The following is a 21,353-nucleotide window of genomic DNA, read 5'->3' on the forward strand; positions in this document are numbered from 1 at the left end:
GTACTATTAGGAATGAAACATGGATTATTCAACTTATTTTACTAACAATTCTACCGCCAAAATCACGGCTGACCTAATCGGTCGCCCGTTAACTTACAATGACGGTCAGCACTTAATGGGCGGCTACATCGTTGAAGCCGAAGCCTATTTAGGTATTCGCGATCGTGCGGCTCATTCCTATAACAACCGCCGCAGTCCAGCCAATGAAGGTCTGTATCGTGCTGGCGGTACTATCTATATTTATAGCCAGCGGCAATACTTTTTCTTTGATGTTGCCACCCAAGAATTGGACGAGCCCCAAGGAATTTTAATCAGAGCAATTGAACCCAGATGGGGTATTGACCAGATGACTACCAATCGCAATGGCAAAGACGGCGTTTTATTAACCAATGGTCCTGCCAAAATGATGCAGGCCTTCGGCATCCATGATAAACATTGGAACCTGCACTTTTTAACTGATTCGCCGTTTAGCATTGACCTTGATAATACTCATAAAAAACATGCAGCGAAAATTATTGCTGGTCCGCGAATCGGGATTAATCAATCCAACCAAGAATGGGCGCAGAAGCCTTTGCGTTATTACGTTAGTGGCAATCCTTACGTCTCGCGAATGAAAAAGCGCGATTATGATAAAAATCATGGTTGGTACTAGGTTTAATGATAAAATTATTACGTATAACAAAGTAATTAATTTTCTGCTAGTTTTCTGCTGGTTTAAACTGCCATAATTTATAAAGTTGTGGCAGAATCCCTATAATCCAGCGTTTTACGTAATTAATTTGCTGCTGGTTTTTAAAAAAATGATTTTGTTTATGAAAATAATAGACTATAATAATTCGCTACCTCAAGAAGATGAACATTTAGAATATAAAAAAAGCTGATGGTGGAATCTTAGTCCTAGGTGTTGAAGAACTATCAGATCATAAATTTAAAATAACTGGTGTCAAAGATACACAAAAAGTTCTAGATGATTTTTGGTAAAGACATGACTGAATACGAAAAAACTCCCGTCGTTAAAAATTAAATATTAATAAATTATTTTTGATAATATAGTTGACAATAAGTAAAATTTAATTTAATATTTTCACCAAGTTAATAATTTCCAATGCAATAGAGGTCGCGATAATTACAAACCTAATCCGAGCACGCGTGATGCCATGACAATTAGCTCAAGAATTACCGCCGAAACTGCGAATTTGTCCAGCGTAAATTCACGGTTGGGCTGCAAGAACATATCTTGCAGACTGTCTCGGTTAGTCCCCGGGGAGCGCTATATGATTTGTTTAAATATGATCACTTTTAACCTTATTGCCATTTAGCAGTGAGGTTTTTATTTACGCTTTTTATTGTATTGGCTTTATTTAAAACAATTTGGAGGTTTTAAAATGAAGTCAAAAACCAGATGGCTAGTTGCGTTATTCGCAGTCGTTTTCACTTTAATTAGTGGTCTTAGCTTGAACAATAACCAAGCTAACGCCGCTAAAAAAGATGATGGCGTCCTCAAAGTCGCAATGGAAGCCAATTATTCGCCTAATAACTGGACGCAGACCAATAATGCTAACGGTGCTGTACCCATTGATGGTTCTCACACCTATGCCAATGGCTATGATGTCAAAATAGCTAAAATTATTGGGCAAAAATTGCACAAAAAAATTGTTGTCATGAAAACCGAATGGGACGGGCTATTACCCGCTTTAACTAGCGGCAAGGCCGACTTAATCATTGCCGGCATGAGTCCTACACCAGAACGGGAAAAGGCCATTAACTTTACTAATCCTTATTGGAGCGGTGTTTTTGTCGTTGTCACTAAGGCCGGCAGCAAGTATCTTAATGCTAAAAAACTAACCGACTTTAAGGGTGCGCGCCTTACTGCCCAACAAGGAACGTTCCACTATCAATTAATCAACCAGTTGCCTGGCGCTAAAAAAGAGCCTAACATGAAGGATTTCTCAGCGATGCGGCAGAGTTTAATTTCTGGAACCATTGATGGTTATATTGCCGATTCAACCGAAGCAATCTCCTTCAAGATGGTTGACCCCGACATTAGAGCCGTGCCGCTTAACCCAATGAAAGGTTTCCACGTCACTAAGGCACAGATGGTTTCCTCAATTGGCGTTGCCAAGACTAACCCGAAATTGCTCAAGCAAGTCAACCAAGTCCTAGCCACGATTCCAAAATCCAAGAGAACTAAGCTAATGACTGAAGCCATCAAGGAACAGCCAAAAACTGATTCCAAGAAAGGCAAAAACGGCAAAAAGCAAAGCTGGCTTGTTTCCATGCTCAAGCAATATGGCGGCATGATTATGAACGGAATTGGCATGACCCTGCTGCTTGCAGCTGTTGGTACCATTGCCGGGTTCTTCATTGGTCTGTTTGTCGGTATCATTCGCACCATTCCAACGCCAACAACTCGCGGCAAAAAATGGGCATTAAAGTTTGTCGACTGGCTGTTATCCGTTTATATTGAAATCTTCCGAGGCACGCCAATGATGGTTCAGGCTGCCGTTATCTACTATGGTATTGCTCAGTTCTGGCACATTAATATTGACCGTACCGCGGCCGCTCTAATTATTGTTTCCATTAATACTGGGGCTTACTTAGCCGAAATTATCCGCGGCGGGATTATTTCAACGCCGCAAGGGCAATTCGAAGCAGCTAGTGCTTTGGGAATGACCCACAATCAGAGAATGTGGCACATTATTTTGCCGCAAGCCATCAGAAACTGTCTGCCGTCAATCACTAACGAATTCATCGTCAACATTAAGGATACGTCAGTATTGAGCATCATTTCCGTTTCGGAATTGTTCTTCGTCGGTTCAACTATTGCCAGTCAGACTTTCAAGTTCTTCCCAACTTACCTGACAATTTCCGCAATTTACCTGATTTTGACATTCACAATTACCAGAATCTTCAATTTAATTGAAAAACACCTTGATGGCAGTAAAGACTACAACTTAATGGCTAACCAAGTTCAAGTTGCTACTAGAGACAAATAATCATCTATAAAGTAAGGGAACAATATGTTAAATAGACAAAGACAAATTAAGTTATTGCAGGATTTAATCCAAATTGAAACCATTGACGACCACGAAAAAAAGGTTGTTGATTATGTTGTAAAGCTGTTTGCCCCATTTGGTGATCGTGTCCGCATCACCCACGTACCTTACCAAGGTGATCGCGAAAGTTGTGTCATTTCAATTGGACCAACCGATGGCAATTTCAAGCTTGGTTTTTCCGGTCACATGGACGTAGTTAACCTGGGTAACCGCGAAGCTTGGCGTGACGATCCATTTTCCGGCAAATTATACGACAATGACACCAAAATGTACGGCCGTGGAACCACTGATATGAAAAGCGGTTTAGCCGGAATGATTGCAACGTTGCTGTCTTTACTTGAAGATAATGTGCCGTTAACAGGCGAATTGCGGCTGTTAATGTCAGTTGGTGAAGAAACTGGTCAATGGGGCGCTGAAGAACTGACTAAGGAAGGTTTTATCGACGATTTGGACGTTATCGTCATTGGCGAAGACTCTAACCTTGATATTTCTTATTCCAACAACGGCGACATTGACTACACCGTCACTTCCTATGGTAAAGTCGCTCACTCTGCTCAATTGAATGTTCTCAATGCCATTGACAATATGACTGACTTCATTCAACTAGCCAATCAAAAGTTGCGTCATTTACCAAAAGTTCACGAAAAATTAGGTCCTGTTTTACACAACATTACGATGATTTCCGGCGGCGATCAGGTCAACAGTATGCCCGATAAGGTTGTTGCCCGCGGCAATATTCGTATTAACCCATTCTATACAGTTAAAGACATTCAAACGATTTTGGAAAATGTCATCAATGAAGTTAACCAGATGCCGCAGCACCATTTTGAATTGCAGTACGATTATTTGGGTGAAGCTGTCTCTGGTGACGAAAACAATGAATATGTCCAAGCAGCTCAAAAGTTACTTGAAAATATTCTAAAGCGCCCAGTTAACTTATTCACCGAGTCAGGAACAACAGATGCGTCTAAATTCGTCAATAGTCCGTCGGCACCAACCATGTTTAGCATTGGACCCGGAAATGACAGCTGCCACCAAGTTGACGAGTACGTTGATATTCCCGATTACCTCGCAGCAACTGAATTTTATGAACAATTTGCCAAAAAATACTTAACCAAATAAGCCCAAGTTTACTTTAGAGCTTATCATTCATTTTCACATCAAGCAGCAGTTCAAATTAGTTACTGCGATCTCGCTTCATCTTATATTTCATTATTAATCATTAGCAGACCTTAAGTTGACAAGACGTAATTTTTAGCCTATCATTCTCACTAAGTTAAATAATTTCCAATGCAATAGAGGTCGCGATAATTACGAACCTGGTCCTAGCGCGCAAACGCAATGAAGGCTAGTCTGAAGGATTACCGCCGAAACAAGAATTTGATTTGCGTCACTTTTTTGTTGGGCTGCAGGAGCATATCTTGCAGACTGTCTCGGTTCGTCCCCGGGGAGCGCTATATGATTTGTCTAAATATGATTAATTATAACCTCGTTGCGAACGCAGCGAGGTTTTTGGTTTACGCTTTTATTGTGTTGGCTTTATTTAAAACAATTTGGAGGTTTTAAAATGAAGTCAAAAAGTAAATGGTTATCTATTTTCATTGCAACCTTGCTCGGGCTAGCAATCACATTAGGATTGTCTCCGCGAGCTTACGCTAAAGATAATGGTGTCCTCAAAGTCGCAATGGAGGCTAACTACCAGCCATACAACTGGACCCAAACTAATAACGCTAACGGTGCCGTTCCGATTGATGGTTCTCATACTTTTGCCAACGGTTATGACGTCAAAATCGCCAAAATCATCGGTAAAAAATTGCACCGCAAAGTAGTCGTCTTCAAGACTGAATGGGACGGTCTTTTACCGGCTTTGACCAGTGGTAAAGCTGATTTAATTATCGCCGGCATGAGTCCCACTGCTGAACGTGAGAAGGCAATTAACTTTTCCCAACCTTACAGACGTAGCACGTTTGTCGTTATTACCAAGGCGGGCAGTAAATATGCCAATGCCAAAAGTCTAAGCGACTTTAAGGGTGCAAAATTAACGGGGCAACAAGGAACGTTCCACTACCAATTAATCAGCCAACTAAAAGGTGCTAAGAAGCAGCCAGCAATGCGTGACTTCGCTGCCATGCGCCAAAGCCTAATTTCAGGTACGATTGATGGTTACGTTGCCGAAGATACTGAAGCCACCTCATTTAAAATGGTTGATCCCGACATCAAGGCAATTCCTGTTAATAAGATGACTGGCTTCCACGCGACTAAGGAAGAATCAGTAACTTCCATCGGAATTGCCAAACCTAACAAACAGTTGCTTAAGCAAGTTAACCAAATTCTCGCCACAATTCCTAATTCTAAAAGAACAAAGTTAATGACCGCAGCTATTAAGGAGCAACCAAAGACTGATAATGCCAAAGGTAAAAAGGGCAAACAACAAAATTGGTTTGTTTCGATTTGGCAACAATACGGCGGCATGATTATGAGCGGGATTGGCATGACCCTGCTGCTTGCCTCAGTGGGTACTATCGCCGGGTTCTTCATTGGACTATTCGTTGGCGTCATCCGGACCATTCCAACACCAACAACTCGCGGCAAGAGATGGACATTGAAGTTTATTGATTGGTTACTATCAGTTTATATTGAAATTTTCCGGGGCACGCCAATGATGGTACAAGCTGCTGTTATCTATTATGGTATCGCCCAGTTATGGCACCTAAACATTGACCGAACAATCGCCGCCTTGGTAATTGTTTCCATTAATACTGGTGCTTACCTAGCCGAGATTATCCGCGGCGGAATTATGTCAACGCCAAAAGGGCAATTTGAAGCAGCCAGTGCCCTAGGAATGAGCCATAACCAAAGAATGTGGCACATTATTCTGCCGCAAGCCATTAGAAACTGTCTGCCATCCATTACCAACGAATTTATCGTTAACATCAAGGACACATCAGTTTTAAGTATTATTTCTGTTTCCGAACTATTCTTTGTTGGGACCACGATTGCCAGTCAAACGTTCAAGTTCTTCCCAACTTACCTAACAATTTCTGTAATCTACCTAATTCTCACCTTCACGATTACCAGAATTTTTAATTTAATTGAAAAGCACCTTGAAGGCAGTAAAAACTATAATTTAATGGCCAACCAAGTTCAGGTCGGCTCAACCGAAAAGACGGAGGTTAACAAATCATGACGCAAGCAAACGATACGATTTTAAGTTTAAAGCATATTCAAAAATCTTTTGGCACTCACCAAGTATTGAAGGATATTTCCTTTGATATTAAAAAAGGCGAAATTGCTACAATTATTGGTCCCTCTGGTGGTGGTAAATCAACCACCTTGCGCTGCATCAACATGCTGGAAGAACCAACAGCTGGGGAAATCGACTTTCATGGCGAAAACGTCTTAGCCCCAGGCTATAACCGCAATATCTACCGTGCTAAAGTCGGCATGGTCTTCCAACAGTTTGACTTATTTGAGAACAAAGACGTCCTAGCTAACTGTATGGTTGGTCAAGAACTCGTTCTAAAGCGTTCTAAAGAAGAAGCCCGCAAGGTTGCTGTCGACAACTTGAAAAAGGTCGGCATGGCAGAATACATTAATGCCCGCCCTAAGCAATTGTCCGGTGGTCAACAACAACGGGTCGCAATTGCCCGCGCGATTTCGATGGATCCAGAAATTTTATTATTCGATGAGCCAACCAGTGCCCTTGACCCAGAAATGGTCGGCGAAGTTCTCAGCGTTATGAAAGACCTAGCCACTACCGGATTAACGATGATTATCGTTACTCACGAAATGGCCTTTGCCCGCGACGTTTCCGATCAAGTCTTCTTTATCAGCGACGGCGTCATTGCCGAGCAAGGAAGTCCTGACCAATTGCTTAACCACCCACAAAATGAAAAAACAGCGAAGTTCTTACGTAACTTCCAAAACAGTTAATTTAAAAGCCTGTCTGTTAATCGACAGGCTTTTATTTTTGATCTTTCTTTTTCATTAATTAAATGGCCACCACGGGAAATTTTTATTTAATCTAGATGCAGGTGCTCCATCTTTAAACGGCATATAATAATCCAGCATCGTTCCACGCATTTGCATGGGTATTTCACTCTTCTTAACTAAGCGAATTGCATACACATAAGAGCCCTTATGCATCACATACGCCCAGCGGTGCTTTAAGTCGTATTCGCCAGTAGAGAACTTTAGCCACGAACCATGATCGAAAGGATCGTCAGTAACATACTCATCCACTTTTTGTGGAATTTTAAGCCATACTTTTTTCTTAGTTTTACCATGCTGCTCAATTCCGCGTTCTTTTTTCAATTCAACTTTATCCGGCAGAGTAGCATAACCATACTTAGTCTCCAAAAATGGATTAAAGCGATCAATCCATTCCACTTGATTTGCTCGACCATAGCCTAAAACACAGAGCCATATTAAAATCACGGCAAAAATACTGCCAATGATTATTAAATAGCGGCGGTATCTCCGCTTATCATTTACATCTGAACTAATTTTCTTAACCATTGCGTTATTGTCTCCTTTCAATAAAGTGTCAAGCGGAACTGCCAACAGGTCACTCAGTTCTACCAAAGTATCCAAATTAGGATAGCTCAATGAATTTTCCCAGCGCGATAGTGTTTGCCTTGTGACATGCAACTTATCTGCCAACTGCTGCTGGGTCAAATTCAATTCTTGCCTTCTTTCACGTAAAACCCGTGCTAATTCCATTTGCACTTTACCTTCCTTTCTAAACAATAACTTAACAATATATGCCGCAAAAGTAACGCAATTATCATGTTACATCCGCGCCAGAAGCAGCTTAATAGATAAATGTTTTTTTAATCAAAAAGAACCAGCTCACGACAAGTTGGTTCTTTTTGACTACAACAATTTATTCGGCTGGCAAAAATTGCCTTACCGAACGAGCTAATTCTTTAAGGTTACTAGTTTGTAAATAAACAACGCCATGCCCATAAAAGCTATCAACTAAGCCTTCTCCAGACATAAAGCCAAATGACCCACTGGCTGATTCAATTTTATAATCAAGAGAATCTTCCCACGCCAAAACATTGTCATTATCAATTTGGAAGTTATTTTCGTCCGTAAGTTCCATTTTGACGATATTACCAGTACCATTAATCAATAATTTGCCCGTTCCCTTGGTATGTAAAATGAAAAAGCCACCAGTTTTACCAAACACAGCTTTCGATAGGCCCTTTTGTCTGATAGCTTCATAGCCTGTATTTTCATCCGCTGCCAAAAAAGCGCCCGTGTTTAGCCGATATTGGTGCCCTTCAGCCAAAGTCAATTCTTCTATTGCCCCGATCGTGTTAGGAGCTATTCCTACTAATGCATTATCGCCAGTTGCTTTAACTTCATTAATAATCATGCTTTCCCCTGTGACCTTGCTGCGAGCAACCGAGCGCACTAACCCACCTAAGCCCTTGTGATCGTTAGAATTCATTTTTGCGTGTAATTTTACATTTTGCATATAAGCCATACTGCCACGTTGAATTTTAGCAGTTTCACCATTAGCTAAGGACAATTCAACTAGTGGCGAAAGCCCCTTATTAAAAATTTTGATTTCCATATTATTTTTACTCCTTCAGCCAATATTCTTTGTATTTAATTATATAAAAATACTCATCATTAATTATAGCAAAATTGATAGAATAAAAATTAGGCAAATTAATTAGCTAAAGAATTACACCAGCTAATCGACCTAAATTTACTAAATAATATCAGTTTTTTTCTGTTCTTCTACTAATTTCCAGCCAGTAATAAAGTGCTGCTCACGTAAATTACACAAGTCATGATAATCGCTCGCCAAGCTATCAATGGCATCCTGCAACTTCTTATTCTGCTTACGCATTGCATTCAATTCCGGATCATTAACCACACCCTTAAGATGCATGGTTGCCGCCAATTTACGTCTTCGCTCTTCAAACTCACCTTTCAAAGTGGCTAATGCATCTTCATACTTAACCAACTTCTGATTAATCTGAGAAATCTGGTCGTTTAGCTGGGCAAATAATGCAAACGGCATATTAGACTTGATTCGATTACATTCCTGACACGATAAGATTAAATTATCTAAGTCATTATTACGCGATAGTGACACTGGATCCTTATGGTCAACGCTACGCCCACGCCGACCGCAATATTGGCAGCGATAATGGTACTTAGCTCGAATACGTTCACGGTCAATGTAATTAACTTCATTTAATTGAAAATCAACTTTTAACCCCAATTGCGTCAGATTATCGGCAAAAGTCAAATCAAGTTGGGGAACAAAGGCGTTTTTACCAATTTCACTGGCAATAACAGCCGCGTTAAAATCATGACGGGGCAATTGCTGCTGGGCTAAACTATTGCCGTCATAATCTTGAATAAAGGCCTCATAACGCTTGCGATATTCCTTTTTAATTACTAGAAAGTCATGCTCATTATCAGTTATCGGCTTACCTACAAAGGTATACAGCAGCCCTTGCGCAAAAATCTGCACTGCCAAATTGGCAAAATCATTAGCATCTTGCCCTCTTTGCAGGCAAATATCACAGATACTCGTTAATTTAGGATTTATTAAACCATGCTGTTTAAAATGTACCGAATTCATCCGTAAACCGCAGCTGCTGCATTGAAATTTCACGTTGCCCTGCTCCTTTAAATTAAAAACTACCATTATTTCAATTTTACTCAATTTATCGTAAGAAAAAAAGGTAGGTTGCGCAGTGCAATCTACCTTTTTATTTTATTATTATCAGACTACTTGTTTTCGTCTTCTTTGGCCTTGTTCAAGAAAGCAACAACAGCAGCAACGTGAGCAACACGCTTCTTACCGTTTCTCTTGTTCTTAGGTCTTTGGTTTGGTTCACAACCAGTGTTGTAATTTTCACCTTTACGCATAGTACTATACTTCCTTTCAGATTTTCGAAAATCTTACTTAGTTTACCACGTTAAGGGTCTTGAATCAAGGTATGGCACCAATTTAACAGGTTTTACCTTCCTCTAGGTCCTTTTTAGTTACTGCTGATGGCTGATATTCGTTAATTGAAACCGCGCCATCAATCACACCACTATCATCTGCCAAGCTCATTGTGGCATTTTTTTCAGAGACAACTAAGTTATTATCTAAATACTGCATTTCTGCAGGACTAGTAAATAAACTCAAGTCAGTATTGTTGTTAATTGCAATTGAAAAGTCGGGGTCTTTTTGATCCAAAATCACAAATTGAAAATTAGCCCCAATAGTACAAGTACCGCCAAGTTTAGAATATTGGTTGGAGCCATCATTTAATGCCAATAATACAATCTGGTCTTGCTTAACATGACTTTTAATTCTAGCAGCAGCTTCAGGCTTTATATTCATTTTAATTGTTTCAGAATTACTCATCATAAATCCCCCTTATTTCTTCTACTTACTAAAGTATAGCTTGTGTGCATAAAAGAAAGCAAAATTCCTGCTTAGTAAATTTACATTTTCATAGTCAAAAATTTATCGTTGCACACAACGGAAAAAAAGCTCAAAATAGAAGTAATAACCATAGATGATTGTAACTTGCGAAAGGGGACATTTTATGACCGTCTTGAAAAAAATCTTTAGTGACAGAATCTTGCAGATTACTGCTATTGTCACAATTATAAGTCTTTTTTTTGCTAGACCGCGACTTGGAGATATCAACTTACACACTATATTTTCAGTCGCCGCGATGCTAATTATCATCCAAATCTACGCGTACCTGCACGTGCTTGACGTGCTCGCATACAAATTGACTAGTATTGCTGACAACACGCGCAAACTGAATATTTTGTTCACACTTTTGGCAATTATCGCTGGGATGTTTCTCGGTAATGATATAACAGCGCTTACGCTAATTCCACTTTATTTAAACATTGCTAAAAGATATGATTTACCGCAAATTTTGCCCGTTACCTTAATTGGAATGGGGGCAAATATCGGTGCGGCATTCACACCTTGGGGTAACCCACACAATATTTTTCTGGTTAGCAAATATTCCGTTAATGCCCTGACCTTTTTCTCATGGTCATTGCCGTACTTGCTTAGCGCATTGGTGATTACATTTATTATTTTTCACTTTATTCCGCGTAAACAAATTCCTGTTCAAGAAGCAAAGCAAATTAATATCAGTATTCGACCAACCATAATAACAACCATTGTCTTCGCCTTTTTCTTTTTGGGTGTCTTCAAGGTTGTCAATGTTGCCTGGCCGATGCTAGCGGCAATTATTCTTGCGCTTTTGATTAATCCGCGGATTTTGCTTAAAGTTGACTTTGCCTTGCTGCTAACATTTACCTGTTTCTTTATCTTTATTAGCGATATTCAACAGATTCCAATCATTGTCATGATTATTCATACAATGATTAATTCAGAAAGCTCAACCTACTTTACATCAATTTTATCCAGCCAAATTATCAGTAATGTGCCCGCAACGATCCTTGTTGGTAAATTTACTCCATATGCCAAAGCGCTTTTCTTAGGAACTAATATCGGCGGTTTCGGCTCACCTATCGGCTCAATGGCTAACATGCTAGTTCTCAAAACCTTTATGCAGAATGCGACCGTCCCTAGAAACGAATTCTTCAAGAAATGGACCATCATGCAATTTATCGGTTTATTCATCTTAATGATTATCGGTTGGCTATTATTGCTTGTTTAGCATATTTTACTTATCTGAATTAGGATGTAATGTTACATCCTTTTTTTCTACCCAAAAAATATATAATCAGTTATAATTAAGCAGTATATATAAGGAGGTTTAACCTATGCCATCATTAACTTGGATAATTCTAATTATCATTGTCTTATTAATCGCTATCTATATCGCCATTTACAATGGTCTTCAAAAGGCCAAAGTTTACACCGATGAATCATGGAGCCAAATTGACGTCCAATTAAAGCGGCGTAATGACCTGATTCCTAACTTAGTTGAAACCACCAAAGGCTATGCCAAACATGAACAGGAAACCTTAGAAAATGTTGTGCAGCTGCGCAATCAGTTAACTAGTATTCCTAAAGATGACCGCACCCAAACTTTAAAGGTTTCGAACCAAATTTCTGATGCTTTAAAATCAATCTTTGCTTTACAGGAAAACTATCCTGACCTAAAAGCCAACCAAAATTTCTTGAAATTACAAGAAGAATTGACTAATACCGAGAACAAGATTGCCTACTCACGTCAGCTTTACAATTCATCAGCAGCCCTTTACGACCAAAAGTTGCTGACCTTCCCATCAAATATGATCGCCAGTATTCACGGCTTCAAAAAGGTTGACTACTTACAAGCCAGTGATGCCGAAAAAGAAGCACCTAAGGTTAAATTTTAAATACTAGGTCACTACTATGTTATTTCAACAAATTGCTCGTAATAAGCGCAAAACTGGCATCATTATGGTCTTATTTGCCGCGATCTTAGCCCTTGTTGGTGCTGGATTAGGTTATATTTTCAGTGATAACCCGTGGAGCGGTGTAATTATTGCGCTAATCATCAGCATTCTTTATCTATTTTTTGTCATGCGTGATCCCGCAAATCTAGTAATGAATTTAAATCATGCTCAGGAGATTCACGAACAGGATAACCCTGAATTATGGCACATTGTCCAAGATATGGCCATGGTTGGCCGGGTTCCCATGCCACGCGTATTTATCATTAACGATCCTAGTCCAAACGCTTTTGCGACCGGTCGTGATCCTGACCACAGCGCCGTTGCTGTAACCCAAGGCTTACTTGACATGATGAACCGCGAAGAACTGGAAGGCGTCTTGGGACATGAAATTTCGCATATTCGCAACTATGATATTCGCTTATCAACGGTTGCCGCTGTTCTAGTTGGAGTAATTTCATATCTATCTGGAATTGCCAGCCGCTATATTTGGTGGTTTGATGATGACCGTGGCAGTGACAAAAATGATGATAACAACGTTGTCATTATTTTTAAAATCGTTGCTATTGTTTTTGTACTTATTCTGGGACCATTATGTGCCAGTCTTGCGCAAATGGCCTTATCGCGTAATCGTGAATACTTAGCTGATGCTTCATCAGTCGACCTTACCCGTAATCCGCAAGGATTAATTTCTGCTTTAGAAAAAATTGACGGCAGTAAACCAATGAAGAAAGCCGACCCTAGTAGTGCTGGCATGTATATCGAAGACCCATTGCGTAAAAAGCACGGTTTTACTCATCTATTTGATAGCCATCCGCCAACAGAAGACCGAATCAAACGTTTAGAAAAAATGTAATATCTAAAAATGACATCTGTTAATTAACAGATGTCATTTTTGATGTTATTTCAAATTAATATTAGCTTGGCGAAACAGCTCTGCACGCATTTGGACCGGTGTTTGGTGATAATATTCATTAAACTTTTTATAGAAAAAAGACTTGCCATTGTAACCTACCCTGGCAATAATTTCCTTCACCGAAATATCTGGACGAGCAAGTAAATTACGCGCTTCCTGCATTCGCCGTTCATCTACATGCTCTACAAAGCTTTTTCCGGTTTTTTGCTTAACTAAACTAGAAAAATAATTTGGGTTAAAGCCAAAATGTTTGGCAGCCGTATCTAAAGTAATATCGGCAAAATTAGTATCAATATAGCTTTCAAGTGTTACATTCGCAAAACCTTGCTTCTCCACCGATACTGATCCGAAGTTTTGATTGCGAACTGCTGAAATTAGTAACAAGTTTAGTTCTGCTGCAGCCACACTCTGAGCAAACAAATTTTGATTTAAATACTCATCAATTATTCGATTCATTAATTGAGCCGATTTAGAAATCGGGGTTGACTTTAAATATAACAACCGATTAGTCCGTAAACTGCTAACTATCTGCTTAACTGCCTGCTCTTCACGCGATTCATGATTTACAATATTTCCCAGGAAATATTGTAAATCATACTTAGAATTTAAATCCAACTTTACCAGCACATCAGTTTTTGTTTGCTTTTGCACTTCATAGTCACTTTTAGCTGGTAAAAAGACGATATTTCCTACGTTTAGTACCAAGTCTTGACCATGAATTTTAATATTCGACTTGCCGCCAGCTTCATAAAAAATCATTGCATTCGTCGTTTGATAACGATGCACACCGGTATTATGATTTTCAAGATAGACCGTAAACAAGTCAAAATTGCCCTCTGCTTTCAACCGCAATTCATTTGTATCACTATTTGTTGAACTTAAAATACTGGCTAAATATTGCGCTAATTTAACTGCTGCCATAACTTCACCTTCTTACTGTTATTTTAATACTTTTATTATATAGCAAAATACATATTCACTGCTATTTTATTTTCATAAAATTGAGAAGACTAGACAGCGAAAACACTTTCGTGTACAATCAATTTGATAACTTTGGGGTGCCGCAAGGCTGAGAAAATACCCGTTGAACCTGCTATGGACAATGCCAGCGAAGGGAAAATGAATGGATTTTTACGTCGTTAGTGCCACTTGCCTAGCGACTTTTTTAATTGGTAAAAATAATGATTACAAGCAAAAATTTAACCTTTTCATACGAACAAAATATTAAAATTATTAACAACCTTAATCTCGATATTCCCACCGGGAAATTTTCACTTTTGATTGGACCTACTGGTTGCGGCAAATCGACTTTACTTAAAATACTTGCCGGACTATATCCTAAATATGCTGGTAAACTCAGTGGTGAACTTAACCTTGCTGGATTAAAATCGGCTATCATGTTTCAAAATGCTGGCGAACAGTTCACTATGGCAACACCACGTGAAGAAATTATTTTCGCGCTTGAGAACTTACAAGTTAAACGTGAAAATTACCAAAAGCACCTATCTGCTGGCGTCGAATTTGCTCAAATTGAAAATTTATTGGATCAAAAAATTAATACAATGTCAGGTGGTGAACAGCAGCGAGTGGCACTGGCCGTTCTGATAGCAATGGATATCGACTTATTCTTGCTAGACGAACCCTTTGCCAGCTGTGATCCACAGGCGCGGCAATTTTTGATTAGCAAATTGGCGCACTTGCGCGATCAGGGGAAGACCATTATTTTGAGCGACCATGTTTTAGACGGATATCAAACTGTCTGCGACTGTCTTTTTGAGTTTAAAGACCATAACGTTAAGCAGCTAGATCCCGCAGCCAAAAAGCACTTACTCCAAACAAGTACTCGCAAAAATAATTATTCATTTGCATTGCCGCAAAATGAGGCTGCTTGTTTTACCCTAACTAAAACGCGGCTAACGCAAAATAGGCTCTTATTAGACCAAGACGAGCTTAACATTATTGCGGGCAAGACCACGCTAATTACTGGCGCTAATGGTGTCGGCAAAACTTCACTCTTCAACGCACTAACCAAGATGCTGCCTTATAACGGTAGTTTAACTTATCATAACCGTGAAATCCGCCAACAAAAGACGCGCAAATATTTACTGCACGTTGCTCAGATTTTTCAAAATGCGACCGACCAATTCTTAAGTGTTACCGTTCAAGATGAAATTAATTTAAGTAAAAAACAGCGAACTAATTCCTTTTTTACTGACCCAAAAATCAAGGAAGTTTTAACTGACCTTGACCTCGACCAGCACTTGGACCAAGTAGTGTATTCTCTTTCTGGTGGCCAACAAAAAAAGCTGCAAATTCTACTAATGTTAATTGCAGATCAAGATGTATTACTCATTGATGAGCCATTAAGCGGCTTAGATCACCTATCTAGTCAAAAAATTATGCACCTGCTCAAACAAAGCCAAGAACAACGCGGTCAGACTTTGTTAATTATCAGCCATGAGCTTAATGGGCTAGCCGATTGGTGCGACTATCATCTGGTCTTTGCCGACAAGCAGCTGCATTACGTGACTAAGTGAGGTAACTTTATGAATCCTAGTTTTAAATTTATTTTAGCCTTAATTATTTCGCTTGAAATATCGCTGAAAATTAGCCTAACAACTAATTTTGCGATTATTATCTTGGCAATTATCTATTTATTAGTCAAAAAAATTAAGTTAAAGAGCTTACTGCTCCTACTAATAGTGCCCTTTATTGCCGCATTTACGATTTTTGCGACACTTGAATGGTTCACGCCAACCCCCGACTTATTTAACGCTCTTGGCTTATCCAGCCGGATCTACGTTTATATCTTAACTATTAGCTGTGTCACAATCGACACCAGTGCGGAAGAACTAGCACGGTCTTTTGAACAAAATTTCCACCTGCCAAGCAAATTTGCTTACGGTGTTTTAGCCGCGCTTAATATTGTTCCCCGCATGAAGCAAGCCGTTAAACAAATTCGGACAGCTGGCATGATGCGCGGAGTTTATCTTAGCTTTTGGTCGCCGGTACTATATTTCAAAGCAATTTTAGTGGCCCTTAATTCTGCCGAAAATCTGGCACAAGGCATGGAATCACACGGCTATCAAGAAGACGAACGCCGGTCGACAATTGTTGCTGTACCAGTTAAAGCATCAGACTGGCTCTGGAGCGCCATTATCCTTATTCTACTTAATCTGGCCTTATTCACATTAAAATAAAAAATGCAGCCGAAATTACGGCTGCATTTTTATTAACTTAACTTTGTGCCAAAAAATTCAAAGCTGCACCATAAAGATTAGCAGAATTATGATACTGACACGTCATTACTTCCGGCATAATTCGTTCCATATCAAAATCCATTAACTTATTCTTGAGTCTCTTAGCAACTTCGCTACTAATTTCTGAGCGCGCAGACACACCGCCACCCAAAATAAAGGCATCAAAGTCAAAGGAAACTTGTAAATCATACATACTACTTGCTAAAAAATCATAAAAACGTTCAAGTAAAGTCTTGGCTAATTCATCACCTTGCTCGGCCAAAGTAAACAATTCTTTCCCCTCAACTTCTGTTTTAGTTTGTTCAGAATAATCATGTGCCGCCTTAACCAAGGTTGCATCCATGCTTAATATCCGCTCAGTACCGCCTCTCATAAAGCCAAACTCTCCGCCGACTAGATGTGCACCACGGTACAACTCATGATTAATAAAAATCGCACCGCCAACTCCACTTCCGATAACGATGAACGCAACATTATTGAACTTACGGCCATTACCCATCTTAGTTTCGCAAATACCCGCACAATTAGCATCATTTTCAATTGCTACGGGTAAACCAAATTCTGCTGTCAATTCCGCAAAAATTGGTCGCTGATGCAAATACGGCACCATACTTCTGCCCTCAATTACGCCCGTTTTAATATTAACATCACCTGGCGCACTAATTGCAATCCCCGTAAAATGCTCATGGTCAATTAGTTCATGCATTTTTTCTTTCAAAGCCGCAAAAGTTTTAGGCGTCTTAAAACTTTCCTGCTTAATAATGTGCTTATCTTCATAAATCCCTGTCTTAACCGTAGTCCCGCCAATATCAAAAACAGCTAACTTCATCTTCAAATCTCCTATCTACTTGTGATACGGACTACCACTATTAATCATAAAGCCGCGATAAATTTGCTCAATTAGAACAACTCGCATCAATTGATGCGGCATGGTCAACTTACCAAAGCTAAGCAGGTCATCTGCCCGGCGATTAACAGCCGGGCTTGTTCCCAAACTACCCCCAATTACAAAAGTAATGTCAGAATGACCATAGGTAGCTAAATTCGCTAATTCACCGGCAAATTCTTCGCTGGTTCGCTCCTTGCCTTTAATTGCCGTCACATAGACATATTCTTTATCCTTAATTTTACTTAAAATCCGTTGCCCTTCAATTTCCTTTACTTGTTCCTGTTCAGCTTGACTGAACTTTTCCGGTGCCTTTTCATCAGCTACCTGAACTAATTGTACCTTGGCAAACCGACTTAGCCGCTTTTGGTATTCAGCAATTGCATCCTTAAAGTATTTTTCTTTTAGTTTTCCCACACAAATAATTTTAATATTCATAATTACTAGTTTATCCCCTAACTCCCAATCTTTCCACTTAGCTTTTCCACACTTGTGTAAAAGCAAAATCTATATTTTGTGGTCTAGTTCTTTTATTTTCAGCTAATTTGTGGTTAGCAAATTTTTTTCTGTCTTTTAATGAATTTTACCCACACACATACTTTTCACAGCGTAAGTTCACAAACTTATTGCTTAGAAATACTGTTATATCAGCTTGAACAATTGTTTGTGCAAATTTATTTTCACTAATATTTAAACACAATTCACAGATTATCCACAGCCATTTAAAAGCATTCTCACATCTTTTATGCACAATCCACAAAGTTTTCCACAGTTATCAACAAGAATTACCGGTTAAAATTTTGCTTGACAGTCCCCATTACCGAATAAAAAAATGTTTCCCATAATTAATATTAACAAAAAAGCTATACTGACGACTTAAACCGCTCAGTATAGCCCTTTGCCTGTTCAACTTATTTCTCTTAATCAGCTTGTAACTTAGCCCGTAAATCGAGTGTTTTGCCATTACGGTCAACGGTCAAATTGACGGTATCTCCGACTTTATGATCATACAAAATACTGTGTAACGAAGCAACATCTGTCACTTTTTTACCATCAACTTTTACGATGACATCCCCAGTCTTGATGCCGGCAATGGCTGCTGAACCATTCTTAGTCACTGAAGCAATGTATATGCCGCTATTCAAGCTAGATTTAATATTCAAATGTTTCTTATAACTAGCTGGAATCCCCTGCAAGGCAATAACCTTAACCCCAAGCTGTGGTCTGGTAATTTTACCTTTCTTTACCAATTGGTTAACGATCGTCACAACTTCATTCGATGGAATGGCAAACCCCATGCCCTCAACTGATGTCCCGTCACTTGATTGCGCCAGCTTCATTGAGTTAATCCCGATAACTTGACCAGCAGAATTGACCAGGGCACCTCCCGAGTTACCCGGATTAATCGCGGCATCTGTCTGAATAACTGTTTGCTGGTTAGCCGACGAGGTCGTGATACTTCTAGCAGGAGCTGAAATAATTCCTTCAGTGACTGTTGACGCGTATTCACTACCAAGTGGGGACCCAACCGCAATTACTGCTTGGCCTGGCTGTAAAGTCTTAGAATCGCCAAATTCGGCCGTTTGCGTAACATAACTAGAATCAATTGCTAAAACTGCTAAGTCAGTAGTTGCATCTGTTCCCACAATCCGTGCATTAACCGTCTTACCGTTTGATAACATGACTTGTACCTTGTCGCTGCCGGAAACCACGTGGTTATTAGTTACAATATAGCCCTTGTTTCCCGACTTCATATAGATAACACCAGAGCCTTCACTATAAGTTTGCAGCTTACCTTTTTTACTGCTGCTGTCATCATTATCGCCAAAAATATCAAACAATGAATTACTGTTATTATTTGACTGTCGCTTCATATTAATTACGGACACAACAGCACCCTTGACATCGTTATATGCCGGAGTCATTGCTCCGCTATTTTTGGCACTATTTTTAGAAGTTTTGGCACTATTGGAACTAATTGTTGTTTGTGCCTGATTATTGTTCAAATTAGCATTATTAATCTGATCGATAGCAAAATAGGAAGCTCCACCCCCGATAAGCCCTGCAACAACACCAACAACAGCGGTCTTAACAAGAATCTTATTTTTACCATGATTAGAATTTTGATTATCCATATCATTATCTCCTTTACATATATCGCTTAATATACTAATAATTTTTGAAAAATTATCGGCAAAAATATTAAATTTGTACTAAGTTCGTTGGCTGTGCTGGGTTAGTCAACTGAATTTGGACATCACTAGGCAGATTAGCATCCCCTGCAACCAAAATTTGTCTAGCAGTATCATATGCTAGCTTGGCCGTATTATTATGCTGGCTGCGGTGCGCTAAAAAAATGTGCTTCGTTCGCGGCGTCACCACATCCAGCAGTGCTTGCCCAGCTTCTTCATTAGACAAGTGACCCTCATCTGACAAAATCCGCTGCTTCAGTCCCCAAGAATACGGACCATTACGCAACATCATATTGTCATAATTAAATTCCATTAAGTAGGCATCCGCATCAGCAATCACGCTTTCAACTTTCCGTGACACATATCCGGTATCTGTCAAAAAGGCCATTCGCTTACCGCCACTAGTAAAAACATAATACTGCGGCTCGGCCGCGTCATGACTAGTCGCAAATGCAGTAACATCTAAATCACCAAACGTTTTTGTTTGCCCCGGCTCAATCGTATTCATCTGCTCAACCGGCAGCTTACCAATTTTATTTGTTTCACATAAATATTGCCATGTGCCACTATTACTAAAAGCCGCAATCTGAGGATAGCGGCGCATCAACACTCCCAACCCTTTACTATGGTCGGAGTGGTCATGACTTAAGAAGGCCATGTCAATATCTGCAATGTCAACACCAACCTGACTAAGCAGCCGCTTAATTTTGATACCTGACAAGCCAGCATCCATCAGAATTTTATGTTGTCCTGTTTCAATCAGACTGGTATTGCCCGTTGAACCACTAGCTAAAATCGAAACCCGCACCTAACTTTTCCTTTCTAATTCTTTTGCACGCTATAAGAATTACCTGCCTGCAAAATTTGAGCAGTAAAAGCATTAACTCGTTTAACTGTAATATTTTTGGTTGTCTTATTTTCAACCCAGATTAACCATGTTGGTAATAAAATCGTGCTGCCGCGAACTTCTGTCAACTTGGAATAACCCAACTTAATCTGAATAACGCGAGAATTATTAACAATCTCACGGTCAGTATACATTGCCTTAATCGCGTGCCACGCGCTAATAATCAGCTGCGGTTCACGAACTGCGTTAATTGGTCCCATATAAGAAATCGTGTAATTAACGATGGCATTATTTCGGACATTAATTGTTAATTGCGCATTATTATCATAAACTTGCCCGTAATCCGTACTCTGAACATAACAGTAAGCATTAGCGCTCGACATTCTGGGTTCATACTTAAAGTTGGCACCAAAGGGAACATTCTCCGAATTATTCTTAAAATTATCAAGCTGCTTTAAAATCTGATTATGACTGCCACTTAGAGAAACCAGCACCTTAGGCGTTCCCGTCAAAACATTATCACTTTTAGAAAAATGGGTATTAACTTCAGTTAAACTAGCAATTTTGCCAGATAAATAATTACGCTTCTTGGCAGCAAGGTAGTAACCTGACTGCTGCTTATGTGAAATATGCGCTGGCAAATCAATGCCATCAGCCCGCATCTCAGCACGAATACTAGTCGACTGGGTATTGTCATTATTACTTAAATTAATCGGTGAACGCCAAATTTCAACTCCCAAATAAAGGTCAATCAATAAGAAAACAATAAAAAATAGCCATTCAATTCGTTTGCGGTCCAT

Annotated in this window: 21 protein-coding genes and 2 riboswitches; of the genes, 10 read left to right on the forward strand and 11 right to left on the reverse strand. The window is 39.5% G+C overall.

Translation table 11 applies throughout. The features are described 5' to 3' along the window. Positions 1-19 precede the first annotated feature (19 nt). The 5 genes from PT281_RS06150 to PT281_RS06170 all read left to right on the forward strand — a co-directional run bounded on the left by PT281_RS06150 (position 20) and on the right by PT281_RS06170 (position 6,989). Positions 20-652: a DNA-3-methyladenine glycosylase gene (locus PT281_RS06150; protein WP_277152964.1), complete on the forward strand. Its 633-nt coding sequence runs from the start codon at positions 20-22 to the stop codon at positions 650-652. Positions 653-1,385: 733 nt separating this feature from the next. Next, entirely contained in the window at positions 1,386-2,996 is a 1,611-nt protein-coding gene (locus tag PT281_RS06155; RefSeq protein WP_277152966.1) for an ABC transporter substrate-binding protein/permease, read from the forward strand. Positions 2,997-3,020: 24 nt separating this feature from the next. Continuing rightward, positions 3,021-4,178: an ArgE/DapE family deacylase gene (locus PT281_RS06160; protein ID WP_277152968.1), complete on the forward strand. Its 1,158-nt coding sequence runs from the start codon at positions 3,021-3,023 to the stop codon at positions 4,176-4,178. 166 nt (positions 4,179-4,344) lie between these two features. After that, positions 4,345-4,521, forward strand: a riboswitch (Lysine riboswitch). Between the two features lie 102 nt (positions 4,522-4,623). Continuing rightward, positions 4,624-6,243: an ABC transporter substrate-binding protein/permease gene (locus tag PT281_RS06165; RefSeq protein ID WP_277152970.1), complete on the forward strand. Its 1,620-nt coding sequence runs from the start codon at positions 4,624-4,626 to the stop codon at positions 6,241-6,243. Continuing rightward, on the forward strand, positions 6,240-6,989 hold the full coding sequence (locus tag PT281_RS06170) for an amino acid ABC transporter ATP-binding protein (protein WP_277130946.1): 750 nt from the start codon (positions 6,240-6,242) through the stop codon (positions 6,987-6,989). Before PT281_RS06165 ends, PT281_RS06170 begins: the two co-directional genes overlap by 4 nt. A gap of 54 nt (positions 6,990-7,043) precedes the next feature. On the opposite strand, the gene PT281_RS06175 is transcribed toward PT281_RS06170, so the two are convergent. The 5 genes from PT281_RS06175 to PT281_RS06195 all read right to left on the reverse strand — a co-directional run bounded on the left by PT281_RS06175 (position 7,044) and on the right by PT281_RS06195 (position 10,443). Beyond that, positions 7,044-7,778, reverse strand: coding sequence for a helix-turn-helix domain-containing protein (locus PT281_RS06175; protein WP_277152972.1), 735 nt, complete (start codon positions 7,776-7,778; stop codon positions 7,044-7,046). A gap of 163 nt (positions 7,779-7,941) precedes the next feature. Then, the gene (locus PT281_RS06180; protein WP_277130949.1) at positions 7,942-8,640 is read right to left on the reverse strand and encodes a TIGR00266 family protein; all 699 of its coding nucleotides are present in this window, start codon (positions 8,638-8,640) and stop codon (positions 7,942-7,944) included. Positions 8,641-8,781: 141 nt separating this feature from the next. Continuing rightward, positions 8,782-9,699, reverse strand: coding sequence for an HNH endonuclease signature motif containing protein (locus PT281_RS06185; protein ID WP_277152974.1), 918 nt, complete (start codon positions 9,697-9,699; stop codon positions 8,782-8,784). A 116-nt stretch (positions 9,700-9,815) separates the two neighbouring features. Continuing rightward, complete coding sequence (locus tag PT281_RS06190; RefSeq protein WP_277130954.1) at positions 9,816-9,956, reverse strand: hypothetical protein; 141 nt, start codon at positions 9,954-9,956, stop codon at positions 9,816-9,818. Between the two features lie 82 nt (positions 9,957-10,038). After that, the gene (locus tag PT281_RS06195; protein ID WP_277152976.1) at positions 10,039-10,443 is read right to left on the reverse strand and encodes an iron-sulfur cluster biosynthesis family protein; all 405 of its coding nucleotides are present in this window, start codon (positions 10,441-10,443) and stop codon (positions 10,039-10,041) included. 184 nt (positions 10,444-10,627) lie between these two features. Between PT281_RS06195 and PT281_RS06200 the strand changes: the two genes are divergently transcribed. The 3 genes from PT281_RS06200 (at position 10,628) to htpX (ending at position 13,308) form a co-directional block, all read left to right on the forward strand. Further along, positions 10,628-11,728: an SLC13 family permease gene (locus PT281_RS06200; protein ID WP_277152978.1), complete on the forward strand. Its 1,101-nt coding sequence runs from the start codon at positions 10,628-10,630 to the stop codon at positions 11,726-11,728. A gap of 106 nt (positions 11,729-11,834) precedes the next feature. Further along, the gene (locus PT281_RS06205; protein WP_277152980.1) at positions 11,835-12,395 is read left to right on the forward strand and encodes a LemA family protein; all 561 of its coding nucleotides are present in this window, start codon (positions 11,835-11,837) and stop codon (positions 12,393-12,395) included. A 16-nt stretch (positions 12,396-12,411) separates the two neighbouring features. Then, a complete protein-coding gene (gene htpX, locus PT281_RS06210) occupies positions 12,412-13,308 on the forward strand; it encodes a zinc metalloprotease HtpX (RefSeq protein WP_277152982.1) in 897 nt (298 codons plus the stop codon). A 45-nt stretch (positions 13,309-13,353) separates the two neighbouring features. Here the strand turns inward: htpX and PT281_RS06215 are convergent, their stop codons facing one another. Next, entirely contained in the window at positions 13,354-14,289 is a 936-nt protein-coding gene (locus PT281_RS06215) for an AraC family transcriptional regulator (RefSeq protein WP_277152984.1), read from the reverse strand. A gap of 123 nt (positions 14,290-14,412) precedes the next feature. Beyond that, positions 14,413-14,502, forward strand: a riboswitch (TPP riboswitch). Between the two features lie 44 nt (positions 14,503-14,546). Here PT281_RS06215 and PT281_RS06220 point away from each other — a divergent pair. Both PT281_RS06220 and PT281_RS06225 read left to right on the forward strand, forming a co-directional pair. Continuing rightward, positions 14,547-15,905, forward strand: a complete 1,359-nt coding sequence (locus PT281_RS06220; RefSeq protein ID WP_277153023.1) for an ABC transporter ATP-binding protein — start codon at positions 14,547-14,549, stop codon at positions 15,903-15,905. A gap of 9 nt (positions 15,906-15,914) precedes the next feature. Then, on the forward strand, positions 15,915-16,568 hold the full coding sequence (locus PT281_RS06225; RefSeq protein ID WP_277152986.1) for an energy-coupling factor transporter transmembrane component T: 654 nt from the start codon (positions 15,915-15,917) through the stop codon (positions 16,566-16,568). A gap of 37 nt (positions 16,569-16,605) precedes the next feature. On the opposite strand, the gene PT281_RS06230 is transcribed toward PT281_RS06225, so the two are convergent. The 5 genes from PT281_RS06230 to PT281_RS06250 form a co-directional block, all read right to left on the reverse strand. Then, entirely contained in the window at positions 16,606-17,457 is an 852-nt protein-coding gene (locus tag PT281_RS06230; protein WP_277152988.1) for an ROK family protein, read from the reverse strand. A gap of 15 nt (positions 17,458-17,472) precedes the next feature. After that, the gene (rlmH, locus tag PT281_RS06235) at positions 17,473-17,952 is read right to left on the reverse strand and encodes a 23S rRNA (pseudouridine(1915)-N(3))-methyltransferase RlmH (protein WP_277130970.1); all 480 of its coding nucleotides are present in this window, start codon (positions 17,950-17,952) and stop codon (positions 17,473-17,475) included. 482 nt (positions 17,953-18,434) lie between these two features. Next, the gene (locus PT281_RS06240) at positions 18,435-19,649 is read right to left on the reverse strand and encodes a trypsin-like peptidase domain-containing protein (protein WP_277152989.1); all 1,215 of its coding nucleotides are present in this window, start codon (positions 19,647-19,649) and stop codon (positions 18,435-18,437) included. Positions 19,650-19,716: 67 nt separating this feature from the next. Then, positions 19,717-20,514 (reverse strand): MBL fold metallo-hydrolase, encoded by a 798-nt coding sequence (locus PT281_RS06245; protein ID WP_277152991.1) that lies wholly within the window; start codon positions 20,512-20,514, stop codon positions 19,717-19,719. A gap of 14 nt (positions 20,515-20,528) precedes the next feature. Next, the gene (locus tag PT281_RS06250; protein WP_277152993.1) at positions 20,529-21,353 is read right to left on the reverse strand and encodes a two-component system regulatory protein YycI; all 825 of its coding nucleotides are present in this window, start codon (positions 21,351-21,353) and stop codon (positions 20,529-20,531) included.

Source organism: Lactobacillus sp. ESL0701, from assembly GCF_029433445.1.
Lineage (GTDB): Bacteria > Bacillota > Bacilli > Lactobacillales > Lactobacillaceae > Lactobacillus.